This window comes from Flexivirga endophytica (assembly GCF_014640635.1).
GTDB classification, from domain to species: Bacteria; Actinomycetota; Actinomycetes; order Actinomycetales; family Dermatophilaceae; genus Flexivirga; species Flexivirga endophytica.
Map to the genome: position 1 here is coordinate 720,557 of NZ_BMHI01000001.1, position 25,689 is coordinate 746,245.

Annotated in this window: 29 protein-coding genes; 21 read left to right on the forward strand and 8 right to left on the reverse strand. The window is 66.5% G+C overall.

Annotated elements, in window-relative coordinates; translation table 11 throughout:
* Positions 1–106 precede the first annotated feature (106 nt).
* The 14 genes from IEX71_RS03275 to IEX71_RS03340 all read left to right on the forward strand — a co-directional run bounded on the left by IEX71_RS03275 (position 107) and on the right by IEX71_RS03340 (position 11,817).
* Positions 107–2,416 carry a [protein-PII] uridylyltransferase gene (locus IEX71_RS03275; RefSeq protein WP_188835499.1) on the forward strand — a complete coding sequence of 770 codons (2,310 nt, stop codon included), beginning with the start codon at positions 107–109 and terminating at the stop codon, positions 2,414–2,416.
* Positions 2,417–2,644: 228 nt separating this feature from the next.
* Positions 2,645–4,252: a signal recognition particle protein gene (ffh, locus tag IEX71_RS03280; protein WP_188835500.1), complete on the forward strand. Its 1,608-nt coding sequence runs from the start codon at positions 2,645–2,647 to the stop codon at positions 4,250–4,252.
* Between the two features lie 97 nt (positions 4,253–4,349).
* Positions 4,350–5,300: a tyrosine-type recombinase/integrase gene (locus tag IEX71_RS03285; RefSeq protein ID WP_229749419.1), complete on the forward strand. Its 951-nt coding sequence runs from the start codon at positions 4,350–4,352 to the stop codon at positions 5,298–5,300.
* A gap of 186 nt (positions 5,301–5,486) precedes the next feature.
* Complete coding sequence (locus IEX71_RS03290; protein ID WP_188835501.1) at positions 5,487–5,870, forward strand: MerR family DNA-binding transcriptional regulator; 384 nt, start codon at positions 5,487–5,489, stop codon at positions 5,868–5,870.
* Positions 5,871–6,090: 220 nt separating this feature from the next.
* Positions 6,091–6,381, forward strand: a complete 291-nt coding sequence (locus tag IEX71_RS03295; protein ID WP_229749420.1) for a hypothetical protein — start codon at positions 6,091–6,093, stop codon at positions 6,379–6,381.
* On the forward strand, positions 6,378–6,545 hold the full coding sequence (locus IEX71_RS03300) for a hypothetical protein (RefSeq protein ID WP_188835502.1): 168 nt from the start codon (positions 6,378–6,380) through the stop codon (positions 6,543–6,545). Before IEX71_RS03295 ends, IEX71_RS03300 begins: the two co-directional genes overlap by 4 nt.
* On the forward strand, positions 6,542–8,377 hold the full coding sequence (locus tag IEX71_RS03305) for a phage/plasmid primase, P4 family (RefSeq protein WP_188835503.1): 1,836 nt from the start codon (positions 6,542–6,544) through the stop codon (positions 8,375–8,377). The genes IEX71_RS03300 and IEX71_RS03305 overlap by 4 nt, the downstream gene beginning before the upstream one ends.
* A gap of 397 nt (positions 8,378–8,774) precedes the next feature.
* Positions 8,775–9,035 (forward strand): WhiB family transcriptional regulator, encoded by a 261-nt coding sequence (locus tag IEX71_RS03310; RefSeq protein ID WP_188835504.1) that lies wholly within the window; start codon positions 8,775–8,777, stop codon positions 9,033–9,035.
* On the forward strand, positions 9,032–9,370 hold the full coding sequence (locus IEX71_RS03315; protein ID WP_188835505.1) for a hypothetical protein: 339 nt from the start codon (positions 9,032–9,034) through the stop codon (positions 9,368–9,370). The genes IEX71_RS03310 and IEX71_RS03315 overlap by 4 nt, the downstream gene beginning before the upstream one ends.
* Positions 9,367–9,570, forward strand: a complete 204-nt coding sequence (locus tag IEX71_RS03320; RefSeq protein WP_188835506.1) for a hypothetical protein — start codon at positions 9,367–9,369, stop codon at positions 9,568–9,570. The genes IEX71_RS03315 and IEX71_RS03320 overlap by 4 nt, the downstream gene beginning before the upstream one ends.
* A complete protein-coding gene (locus IEX71_RS03325; RefSeq protein WP_188835507.1) occupies positions 9,563–10,393 on the forward strand; it encodes a hypothetical protein in 831 nt (276 codons plus the stop codon). Before IEX71_RS03320 ends, IEX71_RS03325 begins: the two co-directional genes overlap by 8 nt.
* A 515-nt stretch (positions 10,394–10,908) precedes the next feature.
* The gene (locus IEX71_RS03330; RefSeq protein WP_188835508.1) at positions 10,909–11,283 is read left to right on the forward strand and encodes a hypothetical protein; all 375 of its coding nucleotides are present in this window, start codon (positions 10,909–10,911) and stop codon (positions 11,281–11,283) included.
* The gene (locus tag IEX71_RS03335) at positions 11,283–11,570 is read left to right on the forward strand and encodes a hypothetical protein (protein WP_188835509.1); all 288 of its coding nucleotides are present in this window, start codon (positions 11,283–11,285) and stop codon (positions 11,568–11,570) included. The genes IEX71_RS03330 and IEX71_RS03335 overlap by 1 nt, the downstream gene beginning before the upstream one ends.
* 58 nt (positions 11,571–11,628) lie before the next feature.
* A complete protein-coding gene (locus IEX71_RS03340; protein ID WP_188835510.1) occupies positions 11,629–11,817 on the forward strand; it encodes a hypothetical protein in 189 nt (62 codons plus the stop codon).
* Positions 11,818–11,846: 29 nt separating this feature from the next.
* Here IEX71_RS03340 and IEX71_RS03345 read toward each other — a convergent pair whose 3' ends face one another.
* The 7 genes from IEX71_RS03345 to IEX71_RS03375 all read right to left on the reverse strand — a co-directional run bounded on the left by IEX71_RS03345 (position 11,847) and on the right by IEX71_RS03375 (position 16,845).
* Complete coding sequence (locus IEX71_RS03345; protein ID WP_268235911.1) at positions 11,847–12,380, reverse strand: GNAT family N-acetyltransferase; 534 nt, start codon at positions 12,378–12,380, stop codon at positions 11,847–11,849.
* Between the two features lie 486 nt (positions 12,381–12,866).
* Positions 12,867–13,013, reverse strand: coding sequence for a hypothetical protein (locus IEX71_RS03350; RefSeq protein WP_188835512.1), 147 nt, complete (start codon positions 13,011–13,013; stop codon positions 12,867–12,869).
* A complete protein-coding gene (locus IEX71_RS03355; protein ID WP_188835513.1) occupies positions 13,010–13,195 on the reverse strand; it encodes a hypothetical protein in 186 nt (61 codons plus the stop codon). Before IEX71_RS03355 ends, IEX71_RS03350 begins: the two co-directional genes overlap by 4 nt.
* Positions 13,185–13,409 (reverse strand): hypothetical protein, encoded by a 225-nt coding sequence (locus IEX71_RS03360; RefSeq protein ID WP_188835514.1) that lies wholly within the window; start codon positions 13,407–13,409, stop codon positions 13,185–13,187. Before IEX71_RS03360 ends, IEX71_RS03355 begins: the two co-directional genes overlap by 11 nt.
* Positions 13,402–13,614 (reverse strand): hypothetical protein, encoded by a 213-nt coding sequence (locus IEX71_RS03365; RefSeq protein WP_188835515.1) that lies wholly within the window; start codon positions 13,612–13,614, stop codon positions 13,402–13,404. Before IEX71_RS03365 ends, IEX71_RS03360 begins: the two co-directional genes overlap by 8 nt.
* A gap of 298 nt (positions 13,615–13,912) precedes the next feature.
* Positions 13,913–15,400, reverse strand: a complete 1,488-nt coding sequence (locus IEX71_RS03370) for a sigma factor-like helix-turn-helix DNA-binding protein (RefSeq protein WP_188835516.1) — start codon at positions 15,398–15,400, stop codon at positions 13,913–13,915.
* A gap of 35 nt (positions 15,401–15,435) precedes the next feature.
* Positions 15,436–16,845, reverse strand: a complete 1,410-nt coding sequence (locus tag IEX71_RS03375; RefSeq protein WP_188835517.1) for a sigma factor-like helix-turn-helix DNA-binding protein — start codon at positions 16,843–16,845, stop codon at positions 15,436–15,438.
* 251 nt (positions 16,846–17,096) lie between these two features.
* Between IEX71_RS03375 and IEX71_RS03380 the strand changes: the two genes are divergently transcribed.
* The 3 genes from IEX71_RS03380 to IEX71_RS03390 all read left to right on the forward strand — a co-directional run bounded on the left by IEX71_RS03380 (position 17,097) and on the right by IEX71_RS03390 (position 20,557).
* The gene (locus tag IEX71_RS03380) at positions 17,097–18,149 is read left to right on the forward strand and encodes an NlpC/P60 family protein (protein WP_188835518.1); all 1,053 of its coding nucleotides are present in this window, start codon (positions 17,097–17,099) and stop codon (positions 18,147–18,149) included.
* A 103-nt stretch (positions 18,150–18,252) separates the two neighbouring features.
* Positions 18,253–19,344, forward strand: coding sequence for an amidohydrolase family protein (locus tag IEX71_RS03385; RefSeq protein WP_229749479.1), 1,092 nt, complete (start codon positions 18,253–18,255; stop codon positions 19,342–19,344).
* Positions 19,345–19,387: 43 nt separating this feature from the next.
* Positions 19,388–20,557, forward strand: a complete 1,170-nt coding sequence (locus IEX71_RS03390) for a GNAT family N-acetyltransferase (protein WP_188835520.1) — start codon at positions 19,388–19,390, stop codon at positions 20,555–20,557.
* Positions 20,558–20,648: 91 nt separating this feature from the next.
* Here the strand turns inward: IEX71_RS03390 and IEX71_RS03395 are convergent, their stop codons facing one another.
* A complete protein-coding gene (locus tag IEX71_RS03395; RefSeq protein WP_188835521.1) occupies positions 20,649–21,671 on the reverse strand; it encodes an agmatine deiminase family protein in 1,023 nt (340 codons plus the stop codon).
* Positions 21,672–21,800: 129 nt separating this feature from the next.
* Here IEX71_RS03395 and IEX71_RS03400 point away from each other — a divergent pair, with 129 nt between their 5' ends.
* Genes IEX71_RS03400 through IEX71_RS22400 form a run of 4 tightly spaced genes read left to right on the forward strand, consistent with a single transcriptional unit; the run spans position 21,801 to position 25,671 of the window.
* Positions 21,801–23,321, forward strand: a complete 1,521-nt coding sequence (locus IEX71_RS03400; protein ID WP_188835522.1) for an MFS transporter — start codon at positions 21,801–21,803, stop codon at positions 23,319–23,321.
* A complete protein-coding gene (locus tag IEX71_RS03405) occupies positions 23,308–23,952 on the forward strand; it encodes a TetR/AcrR family transcriptional regulator (protein ID WP_229749421.1) in 645 nt (214 codons plus the stop codon). The genes IEX71_RS03400 and IEX71_RS03405 overlap by 14 nt, the downstream gene beginning before the upstream one ends.
* A 9-nt stretch (positions 23,953–23,961) precedes the next feature.
* Complete coding sequence (locus IEX71_RS22395) at positions 23,962–24,948, forward strand: cation:proton antiporter (protein ID WP_229749422.1); 987 nt, start codon at positions 23,962–23,964, stop codon at positions 24,946–24,948.
* A 21-nt stretch (positions 24,949–24,969) separates the two neighbouring features.
* The gene (locus IEX71_RS22400; protein ID WP_229749423.1) at positions 24,970–25,671 is read left to right on the forward strand and encodes a cation:proton antiporter domain-containing protein; all 702 of its coding nucleotides are present in this window, start codon (positions 24,970–24,972) and stop codon (positions 25,669–25,671) included.
* Positions 25,672–25,689 lie beyond the last annotated feature (18 nt).

A 25,689-nucleotide genomic window follows, 5' to 3' on the forward strand; every position in this document is an offset into this window, starting at 1 on the left:
GGACACCCGATTGCGCCCGATTTCGGCTGCAATCGGGTGTCCCCTCGGCGATCGAGTGTCCTCTCGGCGATGGAGTGGGGCGTCGAGAGCGGAGCGTGTTGACACCATGAGCGTTGATCAGGAGCGGCTGGATATGGCCGGGACTCGCGACTTCACGACACCTGGCGCGGGCCAGCTTCGAAGGGCGCGGCTGGCGGCATACAACAAGGACCTGCTGGCGGATGTATGGCGGGCCGCCGCGGCGCCGGGCGACGGCGTCGCGCTGGCCGTCGTCGGCGGCATCGCACGTGCCGACAGCGGACCCTTGTCGGACTACGACGTCGTGCTGGTGCACGACGGCCGCCGGGACGGCGTGGCCGAATTCGCCGACCGGATCTGGTATCCGTTGTGGGACAAGGGGATCCGTCTCGACCACAGTCTGCGCACTCCGAAGGAGTGCCGGGCCGTCGCATCCGCGGACCTGACCGCCGCCGTCGGACTGCTCGACATCGACCTGGTCGCCGGCGACCCGCTGTTGGTGGCCCAGGTGCGGCAGGGGATCGCGCACGACTGGCGCTCCAACGCGCGCAAGCGGCTGCCGGAGCTGGTGGATTCGTTGCACACGCGGCACTCGCGGCACGGCGACCTGACCCACCAGCTCGAACCGAGTCTCAAAGAGGCAGCGGGTGGCCTGCGGGACATGGCGGTGCTGCGAGCGCTGGCCGCGACCTGGCTGGCCGACCGGCCGCACGGGGCGGTGGACTCGGCATACGAGCGGTTGCTCGACGTGCGCGACGCACTGCACGTCGTGACCGGTCGTGGCCGCGACGGACTGGCTCGCCAGGACCAGGACGCCGTCTCCGCGTTGCTCGGTGAGCCGGACGCGGACAGCCTTCTCACTTCCGTGGTGCAAGCAGGTCGCACCATCTCCTACGCGCTGGAGGGCACGCTGCGGCGCGCCGGCCAGTCGCAGCGTGCCCGCACGCTGCGGACCGGTCCACGCCGGCCCGTGTTGCGACCGCTCGGCCACGGGCTCTACCTGCACGACGGCGAGATCGTGCTCGGCCAGCGCGAGCGGCACCGCCGCGGCGCACTGATGCTGCTACGGGCGGCGACCGCCGCGGCCCGACGCGAGGCGCCACTCGGGCCGACGACGGTGACCAACCTGACCGAGCCGTTGCCGCAGCTCGCCGAGCCGTGGCCGGAGGAGATCCGGGAGGCGTTCGTCGACCTGCTGGCTGCCGGCACCGGCCTGGCGCATGTGTGGGAGACCCTCGACCTGACGGGCGTCATCGGCGCGTGGTTGCCCGAGTGGGCGCCGGTGCGCAGCCGGCCGCAGCGAAGTCCGGTGCACCGGCACACCGTCGACCGGCACCTGATCGAGACCGTCGTGCGCGCGACCGGGCTGCGCGATCGGGTCCAGCGACCCGACCTGCTGCTCGTCGCGGCGTTGCTGCACGACATCGGCAAGATCTCCGGGGTCTACGACCACGCCGTCGAAGGGGCGCCCGTGGCGGCCAACGTGGCTCGGCGGATGGGGTTCGCGGCCGACGACGTCGAGACCATCCGGCTGCTGGTGCGCGAGCACCTGACCGTGGTGGAGCTGGCCACCCGACGTGACCCGGACGATCCGGCGACCGTCGCCGCGCTGCTCGACGCGGTCGGCGAACGCCCGGATGTGCTGGAGTTGCTGGTGGTGCTGACCGAGGCGGATGCCGTGGCGGCGGGACCGAAGGCGTGGACCTCCTGGCGGGCCGAGTTGGTGCATCGCCTGGCGCAGCACGGTCGTGCCGCGCTGGACGGGCGCTGTCCGCGCCACGTCGAGGACGCTGCCTCGCTCGCCGAGGAGATCCGTGCGCAGGTGGCGACCGGGACGCCATACGTGTCGATCACCACGACGGCTTCCGGCGCGACCGTCGAGATCGCCGACCGCGACCGGCCGGGGCTCTTCGCGGCTTGCGCGCGACTCCTCGCGTCGTTCGGTATGACGGTGCGCTCCGCCCGCGTCCGCACGACCGACGGGATCGCGCACAACACCTGGCGGGTGGAAGCACCGCTGAGCGATCTGCCCGACACCGAGCAGTTGGTGCGCCGGCTGCGCGAGGGGCCACCGCGCGATCGCCGTCGCCGGACCGGCCCGAGGCCCGCCGACGGGACGACCTCACGCGCCATGGTGGTGCCCGCCGCCTCCGACGACGCCCTGGTCATCGAGGTACGCGCCCGGGACCGGGCCGGCCTCCTGGGGGACCTCGGGGAGACGTTCGCGGCGCACGGTCTCGCCATCCGATCAGCGCACGTCGCGACGTATGCCGGGCAGACACTTGACACGTTCTACGTCCAGACGCCGGACGACGAGCCCGCAACTCCGCCCGACGTGGCGCGGATCATCGCCGCACTGATCGACGCGTGTGATGGTGAGACGCCCGGCGCGGGATAGCTCCGTCCGCAGGACGGGCCAAAGGCATTGGTGAACTGACGCGACGATGAGGAATGAATCGTTGGGTCAGCGCTCCGTCCGCAGGACGGGCCAAAGGCATTGGTGAACTGACGCGACGATGAGGAATGAATCGTTGGGTCAGCGCTCCGTCCGCAGGACGGGCCAAAGGCATTGGTGAACTGACGCGACGATGAGGAACGAATCGTCACGTCAGTTAACCTTGCCTGCGTGTTCAACAGCCTGTCCGACCGCCTGACGTCGACCTTCAAGAACCTCCGGGGCAAGGGTCGTCTCTCCGAGTCCGATATCAACGCGACCATCCGCGACATCCGCCTCGCACTGATCGATGCCGACGTCGCGACACCCGTGGTGCGCGAGTTCACCGGACGTATCCGGGAGCGAGCCCTCGGCGCCGAGGTGAGCGCTGCGCTCAACCCGGGTCAGCAGGTCGTCAAGATCGTCAACGAGGAGCTCGTCGAGGTCCTCGGCGGCAAGACCCGCGAGCTGCAGATGGCCAAGCGGCCGCCGACCGTCATCATGCTGGCCGGCCTGCAGGGTTCCGGTAAGACAACCTTCGCCGGCAAGCTGGCGCGGCACCTGCGTGACAAGGGCCACTTCCCGGTGCTGGTCGCCGCAGACCTGCAGCGACCCAACGCAGTCACCCAGTTGGAGGTCGTTGCCGAACGCGCCGGTGTGCCGTGCTTCGCACCCGAGCGGGGCAACGAGGGCGGGCATGACGCCGCGACCGGCGAGGGCACCCAGTCGTATGGCGACCCGGTGTGGGTCGCCCAGGCCGGTGTCGGCCAGGCCAAGGTGCGTCAGTACGACGTCGTCATCGTCGACACCGCAGGTCGGCTCGCGGTCGACGAGAACCTGATGAAGCAAGCGGGCGACATCCGTGAGGCGATCCAGCCCGACGAGGTCCTCTTCGTCATCGACGCGATGATCGGTCAGGCCGCGATCGAGACCGCGCTCGCGTTCCAGCAGGGCGTCGACTTCACCGGTGTGGTGCTCTCCAAGCTCGACGGTGACGCCCGCGGTGGTGCGGCGCTGTCGGTGGCTTCGGTGACCGGCCGCCCGATCATGTACTCCTCGATCGGTGAGCAGACCAAGGACATCGAGGTCTTCCATCCTGACCGGATGGCGTCGCGCATCCTCGACATGGGCGACATCCTCACCCTGATCGAGCAGGCCGAGAAGGCCTTCGACCGTGACCAGGCCGCCGCGATGGCGCGCAAGTTCATGGACGAGGAGGATTTCACCTTCGAGGACTTCCTGCAGCAGATGCAGGCCATCAAGAAGATGGGCAACCTCAAGGCCCTGATGGGCATGATGCCCGGTATGTCGGGCATGAAGGACCAGCTCAACGCGCTCGACGAGAAGGAGTTCGACCGCGTCGAGGCGATGGTGCGCTCGATGACGCCCTTCGAGCGCACCCATCCCAAGCAGATCAACGGCTCCCGCCGCGCCCGCATCGCCGGAGGTGCCGGCACGACCGTCTCCGAGGTCAACCAGCTGCTGGAGCGGTTCGGGCAGGCGCAGAAGATGATGCGGCAGATGCGTCGCGGCGGCGGCATGCCCGGTATGCCGGGGATGCCCGGTGTCGGCGCTGGTGCGGGCAAGCGTGGGAAGCAGGTCAAGAAGAAGAAGGGCAAGAGCGGCAACCCCGCCAAGCGCGCCCAGCAGGAGCAGGCGGCGGCCAGTAAGGCAAGCGAAGCGCGCGACAAGGCGGTGGGCGGCGCGTTCGGTCAGCAGGAGGAGGAGCAGGACTTCTCGAATCTGAAGCTGCCCAAGGGTTTCGAGAAGTTCCTCGGCCCGGGGGCCGACAAGGACTGAGCAGATAACCGCGTCATTCCAAGGGTTGTAAGCCCTTACGAGAAGACACCGTAGCACGCACAGCGCACCTAATGAAGAAATTGGGTACGATGAACATGTGCCGAAGCCACCAGCAGACCCCGCGCTGACGCTCGAGGACGCCTCCGAGCTGGTCGACGACTGGCTGGTGCACCTGCGTGGCGCCCGCAAATCGGACGGAACGCTGGTGACCTACGAACGCGGAGTGCGGCAGTTCCTCGCGTTCTGCGCGGCGCACGGTCATGTCGACCCGATCAACCGTCGTTCGGTTGATGCCTGGCTGGCGCACCTGCGCGACGAGCAGAAGATGCAGGGATATACGGCGCGATCCCGTCTGACGGCAGTGCGGCAGTTCGCCAAGTGGCTGCTGGCCGAGCACGAGATCGAGATCAATCCGCTGGTGGACATGACACAGCCAGCGGTCGACGAGAAGCTGATCGAGCCGTTCACCTCCGAGCAGATCCACGCGTTGCTCAAGACCTGCCAGTCGCCGAAGGGCGCGACCCCGGAACGGGTCTACGTCGACACCCGAGACGCCGCGATCATCCGTGTGCTGGCTGAGACTGGAATGCGCGCCGGCGAACTCGTCGAGCTGGTCATCGACGACGTGCATTGGAAGGACGCCGACCCGTATTTGCTGATCCGACGTACCAAGACCCGTCGCGGTCGTTCGGTGCCACTGTCAGCGAACACGGCCGAGGCGCTGAGTCGATACATGCGCGCACGCCGGAAACTGAAACATCATGATTCTGAAAGGTTTTGGCTGGCTGCCCGTGGTGGCCCGCTGCAGTACGCAGGTCTGTATGACGCTCTGGTGAAGCACGCGAAGGAAGCCGGGATCACGGATATGCACCCACATCGGTTCCGGCATACGGCGGCGCACCGCTGGCTATCCAAGGGTGGCTCTGAGGGTGGGCTGATGTCGGTTGCTGGCTGGCAGTCGCCGCAGATGGTCATGCGGTACACGCGGGCGCAGGCATCGGCGCGGGCCGCGGAAGAGTCCAAGCGGCTGAACCTGGGGGAACTGTGAGCGACATGCCGCGGATTGCACGCACACCGCAAAACAACTACACTTAGGCACTAGTTGGGCAGAGCGCGCCCAAAATCAGATCCGGCTGATCGTCGACCACCAAAAAACCCCTGGAATTCCAGGGGTTTTTTCAATTCAAGTATTCGGCAGCTTGCGCGCAAGCGTCACACCTGTCACGCTTGCGGGATGGATGAGTACGTAGCCACAACCGAGGCCGCAAAGCGTTCCGGCATCCCCGCGGCAACGCTGCGGCAGTGGGTGAAGCGTGGAATCCTCATCCCGGCTCACACCACGGCCCGCGGTCATTGGTTCGACATGGATCGCGTGTTTGATGCCAAGCACCGCATCTCTCACAACAACGCGAAATACTGGCCCATGCGGCAAGTGGACATCGGTTCACGTGACCTTGACGCGCTCATTACCGGACCCGAGGCCGCTCGACTGTACGGTCTGTCACCCTCAACGGTTCGCATGTGGGTGAAGCGTGGACACGTGACGCCCGCCAAGCCTGGCCCGCGCCCGTTGTTTCGCGTGCAAGACATCTTGAGAGCGGCCCACCGCAAGCGCTAACGGCCAGCGCGCGACCTGACCGCGCCCCACCATCTAGCCCCGGCAATCTGACCGGGGCATTTTCATGCCCAGGGCCACCGTGCCCGACGGGAGGTTAACCATGCCTCCCTAGCAGAACTCTGCCCAATTTCGGCCAGCAGTCGTCACACAATCTCAGACCTTCAACCCGGGAACGCTTCACGCGGCCCGGGTTTTTCTATGCCCGAAATCAGGAGCAGACATGGCTATGACAGCCTCCGAGCGCAAACTCTCCGCCCAACTCGCCGCAGAAATGTCCTGGGCGAACACCGACGATCGAGCCGCCCGCACCAGCAATGCACGTCGCGCAATGGACCAGAAGTTCCTCGACCAAGCCGGCGGCGATCCCGTCCGCGCCGAGCACCTGCGGCGCGCCCACTACAAGCGGCTAGCACTCAAGTCGGCGATCAGCCGACGCCGTGCCAAGGAAGCCACCGCCGCGGCAGTAGCTGCCGAGGCCGAACTCGATGAGTTGGGTGGTGGTGCAGCATGAGCACATTCCGCGATGACCCCGAGTGGCAAGCGCAACGGCGTGTGCTGGTGGCCGAAAAGCGCCACGACGAAACGGCATCAAGCGCGTTCGTTCGCCGACTAGAAGCGATCTACGACATGGAGCGGATCGAAGTTTCCCACGTGGCGGGCGGTGCCAGCGCGTGACCGCAAACGAAATGCCCGCCGCAATGAACGACGGGCACTCCCAAGGATTCTCCACTTCCAGCATAGCCGACCATGAGACTCAGGTGCTCGGGGCGATGCTCTCCACGCCGAAGTGCATTCCCTTTGTGCGCGCGATCATTAACGGCGAGGATTTCCACGACTGGCGCCATAGGGACGTGTTCAACGCGATCCTACGAACGACCGATGCTGGTGTCACTCCCGATCCCGTAACGGTCGCCGACCATATCCCCGCAAAGGATCTCGCACGGGCCGGCGGGCAGGCATACCTCCACCAGCTCTACGGCGACGTTCTGACGGCATCCAATGCCGACTGGCACGCCGAGAAGTTGGCCGAGGCGGCCAAGGTCAGGCGAGAGCGGGCAATCGTCAATGAGATGAACCGCTCCGGGGACGTAACCGGCCTACTTCCGCACCTGGTCGAGTCTGTGGCGGGCGACAGCACTCACAAAGTGGCGTCAATGGGCGAGCAGCATTCCGGCCAAGTCCGCATGGCCTACAAGCTTGCCGCGGCATACGCCGACCGCTTGCTATACGTCCACGGCATCGGCTGGCACTACTACGACGGGCAGCGGTGGGCAGAGGACGTCGGCGACGTGCGCGCGCGCCGCGCCGTCATGGACGTACTGAAACGGGCACTCACGGCATCACTCGGAGACAAGCAACTGCGCGCCGATGTTGCCAAGTGTGAATCGGCGGCAGGCGTCAAGGGTGTTCTGAGTATCGCGGAGGCGCTCGAGTTTGCCGCAACGGTCAATGACATTGATGCAGATCCTTGGATGCTCAACTGTGCCAACGGGACGCTAGACCTCCGCACCCGCGAACTACTGCCGCACAACCCGCGCGACCGCATTACGAAGGCGGCACGGGGCGCGTATGACCCTGGTGCGGACAAGGCGGAATGGATCAAGTTCCTGACGTCCGCACTGCCTGACGACGATGTGCGCGCCTACCTGCAACGCGTATTCGGGCAGGCAACATACGGGAGCGTGCGCGAGCACATGTTCCCGATCCTCACCGGCACGGGCGGAAACGGCAAGGGCACCTGTTATGAGGCTGTCCTGCACGCGTTCGGCGACTACGCGACACCGATCAACCCGGACATGCTGATGCAGCGGGAGCGCGGCGGCGTCGGTGGTCCTGAGCTGATGACGTTGCTCGGGGTCAGATTGGCGATTGGCTCGGAGACGAACGAGGGCCGGCAACTGGACGAGGCCACGATGAAGTGGCTTACCGGTGGCGACTCGCTGACTGCTCGAAACTTGTACGAGTCGCCCGTGTCGTGGAATCCGACGCATCAACTGGTCTATGTCACCAACCATCTTCCGAAGGTCAAAGGGAATAGTCCTGCGGTGTGGCGGCGAATGCGCGTCGTGCCGTTCAACATCACGTTTGCCGATGACACCAAAGATGGTGACGTCGACCTGCCGGCGCGGCTCGAGTTGCAGGCTGATGGGATTCTGACGTGGGCGGTCGAGGGGTATTTCGATTACGTCGACAACGGCGGAATGCGTGAACCTGCCTCGGTGAAGGCCGCGACCCACGACTATCAGGCCGAATCGGATGACGTCGGAAGGTTCGTCGCCGAGGCGTGCGTCACAGGGAGCGTCTACAGCGCGAAAACTCGCACCCTGTTTGGCGCGTGGCAGAAGTGGGCGCAGGTGGCAGGGGATGCGAAGGCGATTGCAGAGCGCGCGTTCGGCAAAGAGCTTGACCGGCTCGGTTACGAATCGGGACCTAACTACGGTCCCCGGCTCGGAATTGCACCCAAACCCGAGGACACCACCGACTCGAGCGGTTCGGGCCGATGGTGACAAAACTGCAGGTCAGGGGCCTGCCGTGGGGATTCCGGGGATTCAATGACAACTTTTCTAAAACAGATCCTCATGAGGAAGTTTGCATCGAATCCCCGCTTTCCCCAGATCGAGCCCTAGGGGAGTGGGTATGACGACCACACCGTGTGACGAGTGCGGCGCACCGCTCCTGCCAACTCGCATCACGTACGGCACCTGCCGGCCATGCGAGATCCGAGCCGATCAAGGCGTCGGCACCTGGACACCGCCACCACCGAAACCTGAACCGAAACCGAAGCGACGGAGGAAACGCCGTGGATAAGCACCAGCTCGACGCACTTTGTGACCTCGAGGAAGACCTGCAGCAGCTGCATAACCGACTCGTCAGCATCGTTGCCGGACTCCAAGCCGATCCCGAATGACAACCGCCGAGGACATGCACTTTGCCCTCCTGGCGCTCACCGATCGCAACGAGCGGCCACCGTGCGGTGACAAGGCAACCGCGCACCTCTGGACGTCTGACGAGGCCGCAGATCGCGACCTGGCCATTCCGTTGTGCGCCGGCTGCCCGATCGCCGAACTATGTGGCGAATACGCCGCCGAGGTTAAAGCAACGCACGGCGTATTCGGCGGAACTGACTTCAGCACCAACTCACCAACCAAGAGAAGGACAGCATGACCAACAATGATATGACTACTCAAGCCCGGCACCGGCGAGATTGCGCCGACAAGTCAATCATCCAAGGGCCGATGGAGGGCAACCGCGGCGACACGATCATGGTCTGCGGCTGGTGCAATTGGGTAACCCTGGTCAACGACGACGGCACCGTGGCCGAACCCATCCCGAAAAAGGTTCCGCCGCCGATCGCCAGCGGCTACGTATGCCGCGAGCATACGGAACGGCGAGTCAGCCACACCGGCAAGGGCTGCCCCGACTGCACCCGCGAGCGGCAGAAGCGTGCACGACGCGACCACAGACGCGCTGCCGACGAGTTCAAGGACACCGTCCAGTGACCGCCACCGGATGCACCTGCCCGGACCTGCCTGACCTGATCGCCGCAGCGATGCACGGGGAGCAACCCGTCTGTGCCATCCACAACCCGCCGGCGGCGACCGAGCCGCACGGCAACCCGTCCGCACTCAATAACACCAACAGCCTCCGCAACCTGATCCTGGAAGCGGTTCACACCCAAGGAGAAACCACCCATGAGTAACCAGATCCAACTCGGCAACCTGCACACCCGCGCCGAGCAGATCACCGCCCACGGCGGCACCATTGACCCCGAGTTCATCCGCGTGCGTGAAGCATGGTCAGAGTTCACCCAGACCACGACCGCGCTCGTCGACGACCTGGCAGCAAGCCTGCTTGCCGGCAAGACGGTCAGCCCGGAAGCGTTCGGACTCGCCCAGGCCGAAGCCCTCGCCAACAACCAATCCCGAGCGACCGTGCTGCAGGGAGTCGCCGCGCGTCTGTACGGGCCACAGAAGGCCGCCTACGACAAGACCGCGAAGGCCAACTACGACACGGCAGCCAAGGCGTACAACGACGCAGCGAAGGCGTTCACCGCAGCCCTGGGCACCGTCGACCCCGACGCTGCACCCGAGACGCTGATGCACGCCGACGCGAAGGTGCGTGAGGCATGGGCAGCGGTCCCCGTACTGGCCGCCCAGCTCGACGCCGCCGCCGAGTTCGTCACCCTCACCGGCCACGACAATGGCGTGGCTGCCACCGACACGGCAACCCTTGGGCTGCTGCTCGACCGTGGCAACGTCGCACACCGTGCCGTCTGGGATGCCTGGGACGCCACCAGTCACGCTGGACGTGGCGGCAAGTGGCAAGCGCTGGTGCAACTCGGAGCGAAGCTGACCGCGCCGCGACTCGATCAGCACCAGCCGATCCGCCGACCCAAGCCGCTCGAGAACCGCATGGTCCGCCGCGGTCCTGGCTACCTCCAAGGCGACTTCGATCCCGAGACAAACAAGTTCGTGGATCCGCAACTGGAACGACTCGCCAAGAGTCAGGCACTCGCAAGCTGACCTGATGCACACCGTGACGGCAAGGGCATCGGCACCGTGGCACACCTGCCGGGCGTCGGTGCCCTGCCGTCACCAGCACCACCGACAGCACGACGACACACACACGACGCGGCACACGCGCTGCACCGCGTCACGACAACAGCACACGCAGCAGCACACCGACACAACAACCGAGCAACACAAGCGGTCGACAGCAGACACACGCAACGATCGCAGCACGCAGTCAGCAGTCATCGACAGCAACGACAGCAGCACGACGACAACCGTGACAGATATATCACGGCGCGACTTGACCACAACAGCGGCAACGCTTCGACGTTTCCAATCGGAACCGGATGGGGTGGGGAGGGCCACCGGACGGCCCACCAGCCCGCCCGCTGGGGAGGGCCGTCGCAGGTGCGGCGATCCCTAGCACTCAAATCGTTCCGTATGGAAACATTGATCGTTGCAACGCCAACACACCCACATATCACCAGACGGGTTGAAAGCGCCCATTGATTGAAGGACTTCGCACCATGAACGCACCAAAACGGACCCCGAACGGCCTCAATAAGCGCGGTCGTGCCTATTGGAAGATCACGACGGAGGCTTACGAGCTGACGGATTCTGAGCAGGCGTTACTGCTGGAGGTCTGCCGTTGCTTGGACAACCTCGACCAGTTGGCCGCGGCGATCGAGACGCACGGCGCGATGGTTGCGGGCGCTGCTGGTCAGCCAGTGGTCAACCCGGCGTTGACGGAGGCTCGAGGTCAGCGGGCGATCCTGCACCGTCTGATCGCCGCCCTGGCGTTGCCGGACGTGGACGGGGATGCGGTGCCGACGGGTCACTCTCTGCGCGGTGCAGCGGCGAACCAGGCCCGTTGGAAGGGCCACAAGCGGGTGGCCGGCTGATGGCGAAGGTCCGCAGGCCGGCGCCAACTGCGCCCGGTGCGATCCCACCGGAGTTGCTGGACCAGCTGCACCCGATCTGGCGTGACGCTGACGCCCTGTTGGCGCACCCGGACTTCGCGCCGTACGTCGATCAGACGGTGATCTCCCGCCTGCAGATGACACAGGGGGGTTACCGGCAATATCACCACGTTGCCGGCCGCTGGCTGGTCGCCAACGGCTTCGAGAACCCGAAGCACCCCGGTTTCGCCGACTGGCGCCGGTTCCGTGAGGTCGTGGGTCGGCGGTAGGCCCTGCGAGTTTCCCGATTTGCGGACGGCACGCGCTGGCCAGGATCACACTTGGCACATGGCGAACGCATCGAGCAACAAGGATCTGAGCAACGAAACCGCAGAGACGCTGCTGACGTCGATACGCGACGCGGCGAAGGACGAGAACGTAGCCAGCACGTTGTTGACCTTGTCGCAGGCGTACGCAGCTGTGGCGGACGTAGCACCGAAGCGGGACAGCAGTGGCCGCGGGGGCGGCTTCGCCTGAGCGACCATCACGACACGGTGCGGGTGTGCTCACGATGAGGGTTGCAAGTGCGAGACGCGAACGGGCACGAGTTCTCGGACCCACACTTCGAACGCGCCGTCCATCCGGTGGTACTCGAAACCACAGTGAGCAAAGCACTTCCTACTGGCGTCGTTGCGCGGGTCGATGCGTGCCATGACGGCCATTTCGGTGCTGCGCCCCCCGGCCATGGTGCGCATCCAATCCAGTGACACCAATAGCGCTTCTTTGCCAATTCCCCGCCGCTGCACTCGCTTTGCAACCGCAATTGCACACACGCAGAATCCGCGTCGATCGGCTGCGAGCGAGAAGTTCGATACTGCGGCGATCCCTCGCCCGTCGCGGCCGATTAGCAACGCTTCGGTGTCGGGTTTCGCGACCTTCATCCTTTTGACGCTTGACTGAACCTCGAGCTCCCACGGTGTCGGGTGGTGCTTCATTTTTCGATGATGGTTGTAGGCGGCCTTGGCAGGTGCAGTGCAGACGAAGCTTGTCAGTTCCGGCTTGTCCTGCGCGGTCGCCTTAGCCCACGCGAGCCGAGGCACGCTTGGCCGAGAGCCAGTCAGCCAGCAGTCGGCTATCCGTGGCGCTCATCGGTCGGCCACGGCCGCTGTCGTGCTTCTCAGCCAGCGTCCTGCGCTCGGTTTCGGTCAGACCGTCATTGCCACGCGTCCTCGCGGTACGGACGCGCTGCATTCGCTGAGAGAGTCGCGCAGCCATGTGTCCATCGTAGCGAGGAACCATTGGGCAGGATGTATCGAATTGGATCATTTGCCGGACAGTGAGGAAGCCGGACCACCTGGCGGCGGGCGCACTGGTGGCGAACCCTCCCAATGCCGGACCACGTTGTTTCGCGCCCACGCACGACGTCTAGCCCGACCACGTTGTGTGGCCGAGCGGCATCGTCAACTCACGGACTGCCCTGCAGTGCTGTCGGTGAGCGCCCGTCGCCGGTTCGGCGGGCTGGGTCCAATTACCGGGCTGCGATCGAGTTGGGCGGCTGAGCAGCTAGAGCAGCGCCGCGGGGCGTGTCAGTTGGCGATGACGTCAGCCGTGGCTATGTCGGCCGCGTTGTTGAACACGCCTGGGATGGTCGTTGGGGGTGCTTGCTGCTCGAGGTGCACGGCGGGCGCACAGAACGCCACACATGCCAGCGCCGCCGTGAGTAGTGCTGTCATGCCTCGGCCGCGTGTTCTGCGATCAACCCGAGTGCAGCTCGCGCGGCTGATTCACGATCGAGCGCGGGGTCGACGAGGACCACGCCCACGCCGTACACGAGCGAGACTTGATCGTCGAAGTCGGGAACGTAGATGATGCGGATTCCGAGCGCGCTTATGGCGTCGAAGGGGTCAGCAGCCATGGTGAGCCGCCGCCCGGATGAGTCGCCGCACGGCCGCAGCGCACCGTTGACACCCGTTGTCGGACGTGCCGATCGGGTCACCGTCGCCCGGTGCATCGATGTTCGGCTCGAGGTCGACCCAGCGACCGCATATGGCCTTGGCTTGCACCCCGAGGGCGTCACTCATGGCGAGATCCGCTGTGGTGAACGTGTGGACCCGCTGCGGCTTACTCATTGCGCAACGCCTCCGAGGTCACCCGGAGCAGCCTGTCGACGTCGGCGCTGAGTTCGTTGCTCAGGTCCGACAGTGAGCGCATGGCCCGCGTGTCGCGGCGGTCCGTTGCCTGTGCGATCGCACGAGACAGCAACCGTTGCCCGGCAAGCGCGTGGTCGAGCCGTTCGAAGGGGTCAACCGCGGGCCGCTTGCTCAGGTTGATCATCGGAGGTCACCGGCCAGTGCGCATGCGGTCAGAACCGCGATCGTCAGGGCCAGCATTGCCAGCCCCTGCAGGTGGGGGAGTAGGTCTAGCATTGCGTCCACGTCAGAACCTCCACGTTCTGTCGTCAGACCCCCGGCTGTTTCCGCAGCGCGGGGGTCATCCTCTAACCGAGGAAATTACGGCCCACAACGCTCGGAGTGACTACGCGCCAACGTTGGCGAGTGCGAGAACTGCACAGCGCTGGCCGGTCCGGATTCGAGAAGTTCCTCGGCCCGGGGGCCGACAAGGACTGACGCGCTCAGCCGTTCGCGCCGTCGTCGACCGCGCCCGCGTCGCGCTTGTAGCGGTCGGCGGCGACCTGCAGCGACCATGGGCCACGCGCGTGTTGAACCGATAGTTCCACAGTGACCCGTCGGCTGCGCACGCTCCAGGACGGGTCGACGGTGCTGAAGTCCACCTGAGGGATGTGCCGGTCGTACAGGGCACACCAGTCGTCAGGGTGCTGCTGCGTGTACCGGGCGATGGTGAAGGAGGCACAGCTGACCCAGGGCGCTTCACCGTTCAGCCGCACACGGAAGCGACCCGTCGTCGTGGGGGAGATGAGGCCGATGACGTCCAACTCGGTCAACCCGACACTCGCCGGAATGTCCAGTTGTCCCGTGAACGTGCCGTTCGGTCGTTCCGCCGTACCCTGCATCGTGAGCACCGTGCCCGCCGCGACCGGCGGGATGCGATGACCGCTCCCATCCGTCTGCCGGCGGGCCTCGTCGAGCGTCTTCGGATGCCCGACCACGAAGCGCCCGGTGGCTACCGGGTAGTCGCGCCAGGGCACCTTGCGGTAGATCGCGATCGGCCACGTGTCGTGGTTGAAGTTGCTGATCGAGACCAGGGCGGTTCCGCGGGCCGGCGTGAGGTTCGGCCCGTCGGCGTCGACGCCGCACTCGTTCTGCGAGAACGTCCCGGTGATGTCGCTGGAGACAGCGATGCTGACGGTTCGGTCGCCCGGATGGCACTCCAACGCCAGCGCTCCCGACGCGCCGACGGCGATGTCTTCGGCCGGTCCGGGCGCGACGTCGTGGATCGCGACCAGCTTGTAGCCCTGGGTGTATGCCGGGAAGTGTGTCCCGTGGGTGTGGTTGAGCCCTTCCGGAGAGCGCAGCCAGTCGTTGTGCCAGCTCTGCGTGATGACCAGCGATGCGATCGTGAGCACGATGACCACGAACACGGCGACATACACCCACCACGGGCGCCTCGGCGGTGGCGGCACCGCGTGCACGTCGGCGAGCGTCGTAGTGGCACTCGGCGATGCCGCCAGATCGCCGAAAGCCTCTAGGAGAGAACGTAACTCGCCTGAATGTGGTGAGGCGCCAGGGAGTTCGTCATACGGGATGGACTGCAAGGTCGCAGCGGTGGCACGCGAGGACAGCTGCAGCTCGCGCGCGGTCTCACGGTCGTCGTAGTTGTCGACCACCTGCAGTAGCAGGACCGCACGCTGCCTCGGTGAGAGCCGCGCGAGCACCCGGAACTCGCTCGGCAGCTGAGAGACGTCGGTGATCTCGCTGGGGGCGTCGAGCCGGGCCGCGATGCGGGCCATCCGCAACCGTGCGGCCGTCCCGGCCTGCGCCATCTCGACGCGCTCACGGCGCATGTCCGCCAGCACGGCGATGACGAGTTGCTCGGCGGGCTGCTGCGCTGCGGTCAGCTGGTAGGCGTCGTGGTGCAGGTCCTGAGTCCGGGCAGCGATGAACTCCTCGAGCTGCTCGTCCGGGTGGTCTCGCCCCCACATGTCGTCAGCGTATGACGGGGAAGTGCCGCGTGGGCTCAGTCCGGCGATCCGGCGCCGATCCCGTAGGTGCCGGCGACGACCTGCAGCGTCCACGGGCCGCGGGCGTCCTTGACGACGATCTGGACCTGGACGGTGTCGGACGCGCCGGGCAGGTCTTGCAGGTAAGTGATCTGCGGAACCCGATGGTCGAGCAGGGAGCACCCCAGGAGGTGGTCGGTGCTCGGTGGCCGTGGCTGACCGCAACTGGTGGTCGGCGGCAAGTCGTCGATGCGCACCCGGAACCGGCCGGTCGTCGTGGGGGACAGCAGACCGACCGCATTGACCTGCGGTAGGTCCGACTCGGCCGGTGGCAGTCGGAGCGTCCCGGTGAACGTCCCGTTGTGATGGGCAGCGGTGCCATGCAGTGTCAACACGGGGCGTTCACCTGCTGCCGACGGTGCCTTGCCCCCATGTGCCTCCTTGCGGGCATCGGTGAGCGTGAGGTTGTGCTGGACATCGAAATCCGTTGTGGCTACCGGATATTCGCTGCACGGTATCTTCGTGTAGACCGCGATCGGATATGCGTGGCGTCGCGTGCCGAGGACGATGGCAGACGCTCTGCCTTCGACGCGCGTGAGTCGGGCCGGGAGGTCGGAATCGAGGCACGAGTCGCCTTCGTAGCCGTCCGATCCCTCGCTCTGGACGGACAGTCGCACACTCGGCTCGATCACGTCGCAGGGGAGCGCGACCGCGCCTTCCTTGCCGGTCGTGACGTTCTGGGCGATGCCGGGCACGGCCTCGCGCACTGTCACCAACTTGTAGCCGTCGATGTAGGTCGGGAAGTGCGTGCCATGCGCGTCGTTGAGCCCATCGGGTGTCCGTAGCCAATCCTTGTGCCATCCCTGCGTGACGACGACCGTCGTGACCGTCAGGGCGACCACGACGAGCGCGGCGACATACGTCCACCAGGGCCGCCGGGCACTCTCCTTGGCGCGTGCGCTGCCGGCGAGCGTCGCTGCCGGGTCGGGCCAGGTGGCCCGATCGGCGAAATCGACCAGTGCGGTGCGGCACTGGTCGCTGTCGATGGCTATGCCGAGGATGCGTCCGGCCTCCGCCTCCGCGGTGGCGACGGCGCCGGTGGAGATGCCGAGCTCCCGTGCGGTGGAGCGCTCGTCATACCGGTCGAGGATGCGCAGCATGAGCACTGCGCGCTGGCGTGGCGGCATACCGGCGATCGTGGCGTGCTGCTGATCGGCCGGTGAGCCGCCGTCGCCGGCATTGCTCGGCTCGGTCGCCGTTGCAGCACGGCGAGCCATGTGGTGACGAGCCACCGTGCCCGCCTGTCCGAGCGGAGTGCGGTCGCGGCGCAGGCGTTCCACCGTCACCTGGACCAACCGCTCGGCGCGCTCCTGGTCAGCGGTGAGCAGGTATGCCGCGCGATGCAACTCGGCTGTTCGGGCGGACACGAACTCCGCAAGCTGACTTCCGTTCGATCCTGGCCCCCGCACGTCGACAGCGTATGCCGGAACGGCGCTCCACGGCCCGAGTTCACAGAGACGGCTTCAGCGTCCGCGGAACCGTCCGCCGGTGATCGTGCGTCTATCGGAGGACCTTGCGGATCGGTGCGACAGGGCGGGTGGTTCCTGCACCGAGACGACACGACCAACGACGTTGTGCAGCGAATTGCGCTGTGCTGTGGACCGATTCAGGGGAACACGTGAAGAAGCTGGTTGGCCTGGCCGCGGCAGGGGTGTGTGGCGCTGCAGTGATCGCCGGCGGTATGACGCTCGGTCCGACACCGGCGCACGCCGTGAGCAACTGTCATGCGTATGGCGCGACGACCGCGGCTGCGAACCGTGCGATCGTTGCTGCCTGTCGGGAGGTGCACAAGGGAACGCCGTACTCCTGGGGAGGCGGGCACCACGCGATGCCGGGTCCGTCGACCGGCGCCGTCCAGCATGAGCGTGGTGCGCACTTCGACGACCGGAACACGGTCGGCCTCGATTGCTCGGGGCTGGTGCGTTGGGCGTGGTACCGAGCCACCGGAACGGATATCGGGTCGGGCGGCACGTGGACGATGTCCGAGGAGCTGACCACGCACGGCTTCACGCGGACCGGCGACACGATGCCGACCCGCCCGGGTGACGTGATCGTCTATCCCGGCCACACCGCGATCTATCTCGGGCAAGGTTTGGTCGTGCAGGCCGCGAACCATGCGATGGGCCTCAATGTCGCAGGCCTCGCCAGCGAGCCCGCCACTGTGACAGGGGTGTTCCGCCATGTCGCCGGCCCGACGCCGAAGCCGGAACCGGAGCCGCGAAGTTCGGAGCCACCGTCGAAACCGGACCCGGCGCCGACGAACGCACCGAAGCCCAGAACCAAAACCGCCCCGAAACGGACGGCCAAGCCGGCACCGACTCCGAAGCAGACGCACAAGTCCGCGAAGAAACCCACGAAGTCTCCGAAACCCAAGTCCGCACGGACGAAACCGCAGAAGGCCGGCGCGGTCCACCAGAACGTCCGGGCCGACGCACCGACATACTTCGCGCCGGTCGCGTGGCACGAGGTCGGCGTGCTGCATCAGGGCAAGCACCGCTTCGACTGTCAGGTCCTGGCCGTCGGGCACTCGTATCGTGGGAAGCAGAGCAACTGGTGGCTCAAGACCGATGACACCTCAGGCAACCACAACGTCTGGATCAGCGCTGCATACCTCAGCGGTGGCGCCGACGGTGCCCGAGTCCGGGGCGTACCCCTGTGCACGCCTCACTAAGTGGACGCGAATAATGCCCGACCCGCGACCACGGGGTATGCCGCACGCGCCCCGTAGGTGCGTCCGATCACCGCGACTGTGCGGCTAGGGTCGACGTATGGCGATCGACTCACCCGTGCTGCATGTGACCGGCCGTGTCCTGGTCGGGCCCGACGACGTTCGTGACGAGCTCTGGGTGGTCGACGGCCGGATCAGTTGGTCGGCGCCGCGGTCGACCGAGAACGTCCAGACGGTGCAGGGTTACGTGCTGCCGGGGCTGGTGGACGCGCACTGCCACGTCGGCCTCGAGGCGCACGGCGGTGTCGACAAGGAGACGACCGAGCAGCACGCGCTGCGCAACCGTGCGGCCGGTGCGCTGCTGCTGCGGGACGCCGGCTCACCGGTCGACACGCATTGGATCGACGACCGCGACGACCTGCCGCGCATCATCCGAGCGGGCCGGCACATCGCCCGCACGAAGCGCTACATCCGCAACTTCGCCCACGAGATCGAGCCCGAGGACCTCGTCGCCTACGTGCGGCAGGAGGCGCGACGAGGCGACGGCTGGGTGAAGCTCGTCGGCGACTGGATCGATCGTGACCGCGGCGACCTGTCACCGTGCTGGCCGCGAGAGGCGCTCAAGGCGGCCATCGACGTCGCACATGAGGAGGGTGCTCGAGTGACCGCGCACTGCTTCGGCGAGGAGTCGCTGCTGGACTTCGCGGCGGCTGGCACCGACTGCATCGAGCATGCGACCGGTCTGCTACCCGAGTCGATCGACCTCTTTGCCCGACAAGGCATTTCGATCGTGCCGACGCTGGTCAACATCGAGAACTTCCCGAAGTTCGCCGAGGCGGGGGAGGTGAAGTTCCCGTCATACGGCGTGCACATGCGCGACCTCTACGCCCGGCGCTTCGACACCATCGCCGCGGCGCACGAGGCCGGTGTGCCGATCTGGGTCGGCACCGACGCCGGGGGTCAGCTGCCGCACGGCCTGGCAGCCGCGGAGGTCACCGAGCTGACGCGCGCCGGGATGACGAACCTCGAGGCGATCAGCGCCGCGACCTGGGGTGCCCGGGAATGGCTCGGACGTCCCGGACTCGACGAGGGTGAGAGCGCCGACTTCGTGGTCTATCAGAGCGATCCACGCGAGGACGTCGGGGTGCTCGCCGATCCGCAGCACATCGTGCTGCGCGGCCGGCGGGTCAGCGCCTGACCGTGAGCGCCCCACGACCCGCCGGTTCTGCAAGGATGTTCGCGTGAGCTGGCGCCTACCTCCGTTGCGATCGTCCGGCCGACGGGTCTGGGTGCACACAGTGCGCACGGAGGACGTGGCGTCATACCGCTCGGCAGTGCAGCTGTCCGCGTCCCGGATCGGCGTGTGGAACCCCGTCAATCCCGACGACATCAACTGGCACCTCGAGCGACAGAGCGAAGAGCACCGGACGTTCCTCATCCACGCGGCGGACCCCGAAGGCAGTCACGGCATCGTCGGGAAAGTCAACGTCACCAACGTTGTTCGCGGCCGGTTCCAGAGTGGCGTGCTCGGCTATGACGCCTACGATCCTTATGCCGGCAAGGGCCTCTTCGCCGACGGCATGCGACAGATCATCAACCTCGCCTTCACCGCCGCGCCGCGCGGGATGGGCTTGCACCGCCTGGAAGCCAACGTGCGACCGGGCAACGCCACGTCGGCTGGCCTGTTGCGGTCGCTCGGCTTCCGACGCGAGGGGATGGTGCGCGAGATGCTGTGGCTGCCCGGCGCCGACGGATCCGCCTGGCGGGATCACGTCGTGCACGCGGTGACACGCGACGAGTGGCCCTCCCCGGCATACGCACCGCACCGTCCTCAACGAATGGCGTTGCTGGTCAACGGAATTCCCGGGTCAGGGAAGTCGACGCTGGCTCCGCGGCTGGCGGCTGAGCTCGACCTGCCGCTGTTCTCCAAGGACATGGTGAAGGAGACGATCTTCCAGCACGCCGCGCCGGAGACACGAAGTGCGCTGCAGGGGACTGGCGGTCATGGTTCGCCGCTCGGGGCCGGTGCGTCGGAGTTGTTGTGGCAGTTGCTGGCGGCCTCACCGGTCGGCGGAGTCGTGGAGAACATCTGGTGGCCCGACGACCATCAGCGTGTGATCGACGGCCTCGTGCGCGCCGGTTTCGAGCCGCGTTTCGTGCCCCATGTGTGGTGCGACCTGCCGATCGAGACGGCGCGTCGCCGGCACGAGGATCGGGTTCGCGCGGGGCAACGACACCCGGTCCACGGTGCGGACGCCAGCGTGCAGCAGGACCTCGACTGGGCATGGATCGATCGCAACGCCAGTGCCTTCGACTTCGGGCAGCGCATCGACGTCGACACCTCACGCCCCGTCGACGCACGCACGGTCACCCGCGCGGCGTTGACCGCACGCGCAGCATTCGCGACCTAGTGCGGTGCGTGCAAAGTTGCTTTGACAGTCGCTCCGCGCCTGACCAGCAACTTTGCCCACATTCGCACCAGTCTTATTGTGATTCACTGCACTAGGCCGGGGCGACGGGTTGCTGCTGGGTGATGCAGTGGATGCCACCGCCACGCGCGAAGAGCGGGCGAGCATCGACGGTCACCACCCTGCGACCCGGGTATGCCTCCGCGAGCACCGACACGGCCTCGGCGTCGTGCGCGTCGCCGAACGAACACGCGATGACGCCGTCGTTGACGACCAGGTGGTTGAGATAGCTGTAGTCGACCGGACCCTCGTCGTCCTCCAGCACGGCCGGCGCGGGCAACTTGCGGATGTCCCAGGCGCGCCCGGCCGCATCGGTCGTCCTGGCGAGGGCGGCCTCGATCTGTTGCATGACAGCGTGATCCGGATGGTCGGGGTTGCGCTGGTCGTGCAGCAACAGCACTCCGGGGGCGGGGATGGCGGCGACGATGTCGACGTGCCCGCGGGTGCCGAAGCGCTGTGAGTCGCGGGTGAGGCCGCGCGGCAACCAGACCGCGTGCGTCGCCCCGATGGTGCGTGCCACCTCGGCTTCGATGTCGGCCTTGCTGGCCTCCGGGTTGCGACCAGCATCGAGCTGGACGGTCTCGGTCAGCAGCACGGTGCCCTCACCGTCGACGTGAAAACCGCCGCCCTCGTTGACGATCGACGACTTGATCCGAGGGACGCCCGCCTGCTCCAGCACGTATGACGCAACCTTCGCGTCGTGGTCCCAGGTGGCCCAGTCCTGTGCGCCCCAGCCGTTGAACGTCCAGTCGACACCGGCGAGAGCTCCGTCGTCATACACGAACGTCGGTCCGATGTCGCGCATCCACGCGTCGTCCAGAGGTGTCTGCATGATCTCGATGTCGGCCGACAGGTAGCGACGGGCGATGTCGATCTCCGTCGGGTCGACCACCATCGTCACAGGCTCGAACTCGAGCGCGGCATGCGCCACCGCAGCCCACGTCGACCGTGCCTCGTCGGCCTCGGCCGCGGTGTCGCCGAGCGTGTAGCCCTGGGACGGGAACGCCATCCAGATGCGGTCCTGAGGTGCGGTCTCACTCGGCATACGCGGGTTCATCGGCCCAGAGTCCCACATCGCACGTGTCGCGCTGTCCGGTCTCCATCAATCGCGACTTGCAGAATTATGGCTGTGACTACAAACTGATAGCAACAGTCAAAAAGATGGAACTATCACAAAGGGGATGAGATGACCGAGGAAGTGCGCCGCTGGATCGCAGTGGCAGCCATCGCCCTCACCACGCTCGTGGTCGGGCTCGACACGATGGTGCTCAATGTCGCGTTGCCGACCCTGTCCGACGACCTGCACGCGGATATCTCGGCGCTGCAGTGGGTTACGAGCGGATACACGCTGTCGCTGGCCGTGTTCATGCTGCCGCTGGGCGCTCTCGGCGACCGGATCGGCCGGCGACGGGTGCTGATCGCATCACTCGCGATCTTCGGCGTCGCGTCGCTCGCCTGCGCCTATGCGCAGTCACCCGGGCAACTCATCGCCGCTCGTGTCCTGCTCGGCGTCGGCGCGGCGTCCTTGCTGACACTGACCCTGGCAGTGATCACGGTGATGTTCCCGGACAAGACGGAGCAGCGCCGCGCGATCGGTCTCAACATGGCTGGCGTCGCCCTCGGTATGCCGCTCGGACCGCTGCTCGGCGGCTGGCTGCTCGATCACTTCTGGTGGGGCTCGGTCTTCCTCGTCAACGTCCCCGTCGTGCTGATCGCGATCGCAGCGCTGGTGATCTTCGTGCCCGAGTCCCGCAGCGCCGACGCCCGTGCGATCCATCTGCCGAGTGTGGTCCTGTCGAGTGTCGGCCTGGCCGGTCTCACCTACGGATTCATCGAGCTCGGCTCGCGAGGGTGGGGCGACGTCAGGTCCTGGACATTCGCGTTCGTCGGCACGATTGTGCTCGGTGCGTTCCTGACGTGGCAGCGTCACCTGACCAACCCGCTGATCGACAGCGGGCTCTTCCGGGTCACCGGGTTCACGGTCGGAGCGACATACGCCGTGCTGCTGAACTTCGTGATGTTCGGGGTGTTCTTCAGCCTGCCGCAGTACTTCCAGGCGGTGCGCGGCACCGACGCGCTGGGCAGCGGACTACGCCTGCTGCCGATGGTGGTCGGCCTCATGCTGGCGACCCGGTTGAACGAGCCGCTGCTGCGGCGGGTCGGTGTGCGCGGGGTGCTGATCACCGGCTTCCTCGTCGTGCTCGCATCGACGGGCATCGCGGTCACCACGGGCGTTCACACGCCATACGCAGTGATCGCCTGCTGGATGACGGTCCTCGGAGTCGGCATGGGCATCGTCATGTTCACCACAATCGGCTGGGCAGCCGGCACGTTGGACGCTGAGCGCGCCGGAGCGGGTACGGCGCTGCTGTCCGCACTGCGGCAGGTCGGCGGGACGCTCGGCATCGCGGTACTCGGGACCGTGCAGGCGAGCAGCTATCACGACGGCCTGGGCCGCTTCGACCACGAGCCGTTGCGGGACAGCGTCAGCGCCGGTGTTGCCGCGGCTCGCGCCGCTGGTGACTCGTCGGCGCTGCATGCCGTGCGCCGTGCCTTCGTCGACAGCATGGATGCTCTGTTGTGGTGCACCGGCGGGCTGGTGCTCGTCGCACTGGTCAGCGTGCTGGTCGCGCGTGGCGCTTTCCGTGAGCGTGCTGAGCTGCCGGACGAGGACGATGCGCCACAATTGCTGCATGCCGCCCGTTGATTCGCCCACGCCCGGCCTTCGCGAGCGCAAGAAGGCGCGTACTCGCCAGACGCTGCGGAAGGAGGCCTTCCGGCTGTTCCGCGAACACGGTTACGCACAGACGACGGTGGAACAGATCGCGGCCGCGGCCGATGTCTCGCCGAGCACCTTCTTCCGTTATTTCCCGAGCAAGGAAGAGCTCGTGATCGCCGACGACTTCGACCCGATCATCATCGAGAACTTCCGCGCGCAACCGGTCGGTGCGAGCATCACGGATGCGCTGCGTGCGGCGATCGCCAGCGTGGCGTCGACGATGTCGAAGGAGGAGTGGAGCTTCGAGAACGAACGCATGGAGTTGATGCGGAGCGAGCCACAGCTGCAGGGCGCGATGCGCCGCGAGAGTGAGCGCAGCATCGAGCTGATCGCCGGCCTCGTCGCGGAGCGTTGTGACCTCGACAAGGAGGATCTGCGGGTCCGCGCCATCGCCGGGGCATTGGTCGGTGGGTTCCAGGCGCTGGGGGAGCCCCCGAACGTCGTGGTGCACGATTTCGACCTCATCGGGTTCCTGGGCGCCGGTATGCCGCTCGACGGGCCTGCGGTGCTGCCGAGATCTCGGCAGAAGAGCAGTTCGCGCACCCGCCGGACCGGGTGAGCCGGGACCGTGAGCCTCACTCTCATCGCCATCCTCGGCGTGCTGAGCATCGTTGTCGTCACGGCATTTTCGAAGCGGCTCGGGCTGGCCGCGCCACTCGCGCTCGTCGTGGTCGGCATCGGGCTGAGCTACCTGCCCGGGACGCCGGACATCGAGCTGGAGCCGGAGCTGATCCTCGCGGGCGTGCTGCCGCCGTTGCTCTACTCAGCTGCGGTCGATATGCCCGGTCAGGACTTCCGGCGGAACCTGAAGGCGATCAGTGGACTGGCCGTCGTGCTCGTGGTGTTGACGACGCTGGGCGCCGGTGCACTCTTCCACCAGGTCCTGCCGGGCATCGAGTGGCCGGCGGCGTTCGCGCTGGGCGCGGTGATCAGCCCGACAGACGCCGTCGCGGCCACCTCGATCGGTAAGAAGCTCGGACTGCCGCCACGCGTCGTCACGATGCTCGAGGGCGAGGGACTGGTCAACGACGCGTCATCGCTGGTGCTGCTGCGTTCGGCGGTGGCCGCGATCGCCAGCTCGGTGTCGATCTGGAGCGTCGCCGGCAACTTCGTGAGGTCTGTCGTCATCGCGGTGGTGGTCGGGGCGGTCGTCGGAATGGTCATGGTGCGTGTCCGCGCCGCACTGCGTGATCCGATGCTGAGCACCGCGATCTCGTTCGCCGTTCCGTTCATCTCGTTCCTGCCGGCGGAGGAGTTGCACGCATCCGGCGTGCTCGCCGTCGTCGTCACCGGTCTGGTGATCGGCCGCGAGGGTCCGCGGCGGATCGCCGCGCGGGATCGCTGGGTCGAGTCGATGAACTGGCGCACCATCGCGTTCCTGATGGAGAGCGGGATCTTCCTGCTGATGGGACTCAGCCTGAAACCGCTGACCGACAGCGTGCAGGACGACGGGCGAAGCATCGGGCACGCGATCGCCATCGGTGTGCTCGCAGCGGTCGCCGTCGTGCTGCTCCGTCTGTTGTTCGTCGTGCCACTCGTCGCGATGATCCGCTAGGACCAGCGCAACGCCGCGGAGGTGCGTCCGAAACTCGAGAACTGGCGCGATCATCCGAGGTTCGAGCGGTTGGACCAGATGTCGGACCGGCGCCGCGAGCAGGTCACCCACCGGGTCCAGCGGATGGCCGCCGATCTGGACTTCAAACTGAACGAAGCCGTCGGCTGGCGCAGTGCGGTGGTGCTCGGCTGGGCCGGCATGCGTGGGGCGATCACCGTCGCCGCAGCACTGACCATTCCGTTGGACACGCCTCGTCGTTCCGAGCTGGTGCTGATCGCCTATCTGGTCGCGGCGATCACCTTGCTGGTGCAGGGACTCAGTCTGCCTGTCGTCATACGGAAGGCGAAGGTGACCGACAACTCCACGGAACGACTCGCTCGGGAGCAGTTGGAACTCATCGATGATCTCTACGGCGTGGCGCTGGACGAGGTCGACCAGCTCGCGAGGACGAGCGAGGACGAAGCGGAGCAGGCGACCATCGCGCGGGTGCGCGAGGATCTGGTAGCCGAACGCGCGTCGCTGACGCGACGGGCCGATCTGAACGCGCGCACCGAACGCGAGGACTACTGCCGGATCCGGCTGAAAGTCGTTGCGGCACAACGGTCCGAGCTCAGTGCGGTGGAGGACCGCGGCACCTTCAGCTCGCAGGGCGTCAGCAGTGCAGTGCGCATGCTCGACCGCGACGAGGTGCGTCTGACGAGCTTCGACGACGACGCCAACTGACGCTCACCGGCGCTCACT

Bases quoted from the DNA above. Each gene is read 5' to 3' on its own strand.
- IEX71_RS03275 (WP_188835499.1), top strand. From the start codon at position 107: ATGAGCGTTGATCAGGAGCGGCTGGATATGGCCGGGACTCGCGACTTC.
- IEX71_RS03290 (WP_188835501.1), top strand. From the start codon at position 5,487: ATGGATGAGTACGTAGCCACAACCGAGGCCGCAAAGCGTTCCGGCATC.
- IEX71_RS03295 (WP_229749420.1), top strand. From the start codon at position 6,091: ATGGCTATGACAGCCTCCGAGCGCAAACTCTCCGCCCAACTCGCCGCA.
- IEX71_RS03300 (WP_188835502.1), top strand. From the start codon at position 6,378: ATGAGCACATTCCGCGATGACCCCGAGTGGCAAGCGCAACGGCGTGTG.
- IEX71_RS03310 (WP_188835504.1), top strand. From the start codon at position 8,775: ATGACAACCGCCGAGGACATGCACTTTGCCCTCCTGGCGCTCACCGAT.
- IEX71_RS03315 (WP_188835505.1), top strand. From the start codon at position 9,032: ATGACCAACAATGATATGACTACTCAAGCCCGGCACCGGCGAGATTGC.
- IEX71_RS03325 (WP_188835507.1), top strand. From the start codon at position 9,563: ATGAGTAACCAGATCCAACTCGGCAACCTGCACACCCGCGCCGAGCAG.
- IEX71_RS03330 (WP_188835508.1), top strand. From the start codon at position 10,909: ATGAACGCACCAAAACGGACCCCGAACGGCCTCAATAAGCGCGGTCGT.
- IEX71_RS03335 (WP_188835509.1), top strand. From the start codon at position 11,283: ATGGCGAAGGTCCGCAGGCCGGCGCCAACTGCGCCCGGTGCGATCCCA.
- IEX71_RS03340 (WP_188835510.1), top strand. From the start codon at position 11,629: ATGGCGAACGCATCGAGCAACAAGGATCTGAGCAACGAAACCGCAGAG.
- IEX71_RS03350 (WP_188835512.1), bottom strand. From the start codon at position 13,013: ATGACAGCACTACTCACGGCGGCGCTGGCATGTGTGGCGTTCTGTGCG.
- IEX71_RS03355 (WP_188835513.1), bottom strand. From the start codon at position 13,195: ATGGCTGCTGACCCCTTCGACGCCATAAGCGCGCTCGGAATCCGCATC.
- IEX71_RS03360 (WP_188835514.1), bottom strand. From the start codon at position 13,409: ATGAGTAAGCCGCAGCGGGTCCACACGTTCACCACAGCGGATCTCGCC.
- IEX71_RS03365 (WP_188835515.1), bottom strand. From the start codon at position 13,614: ATGATCAACCTGAGCAAGCGGCCCGCGGTTGACCCCTTCGAACGGCTC.
- IEX71_RS03370 (WP_188835516.1), bottom strand. From the start codon at position 15,400: ATGTGGGGGCGAGACCACCCGGACGAGCAGCTCGAGGAGTTCATCGCT.
- IEX71_RS03395 (WP_188835521.1), bottom strand. From the start codon at position 21,671: ATGAACCCGCGTATGCCGAGTGAGACCGCACCTCAGGACCGCATCTGG.
- IEX71_RS03400 (WP_188835522.1), top strand. From the start codon at position 21,801: ATGACCGAGGAAGTGCGCCGCTGGATCGCAGTGGCAGCCATCGCCCTC.
- IEX71_RS03405 (WP_229749421.1), top strand. From the start codon at position 23,308: ATGCCGCCCGTTGATTCGCCCACGCCCGGCCTTCGCGAGCGCAAGAAG.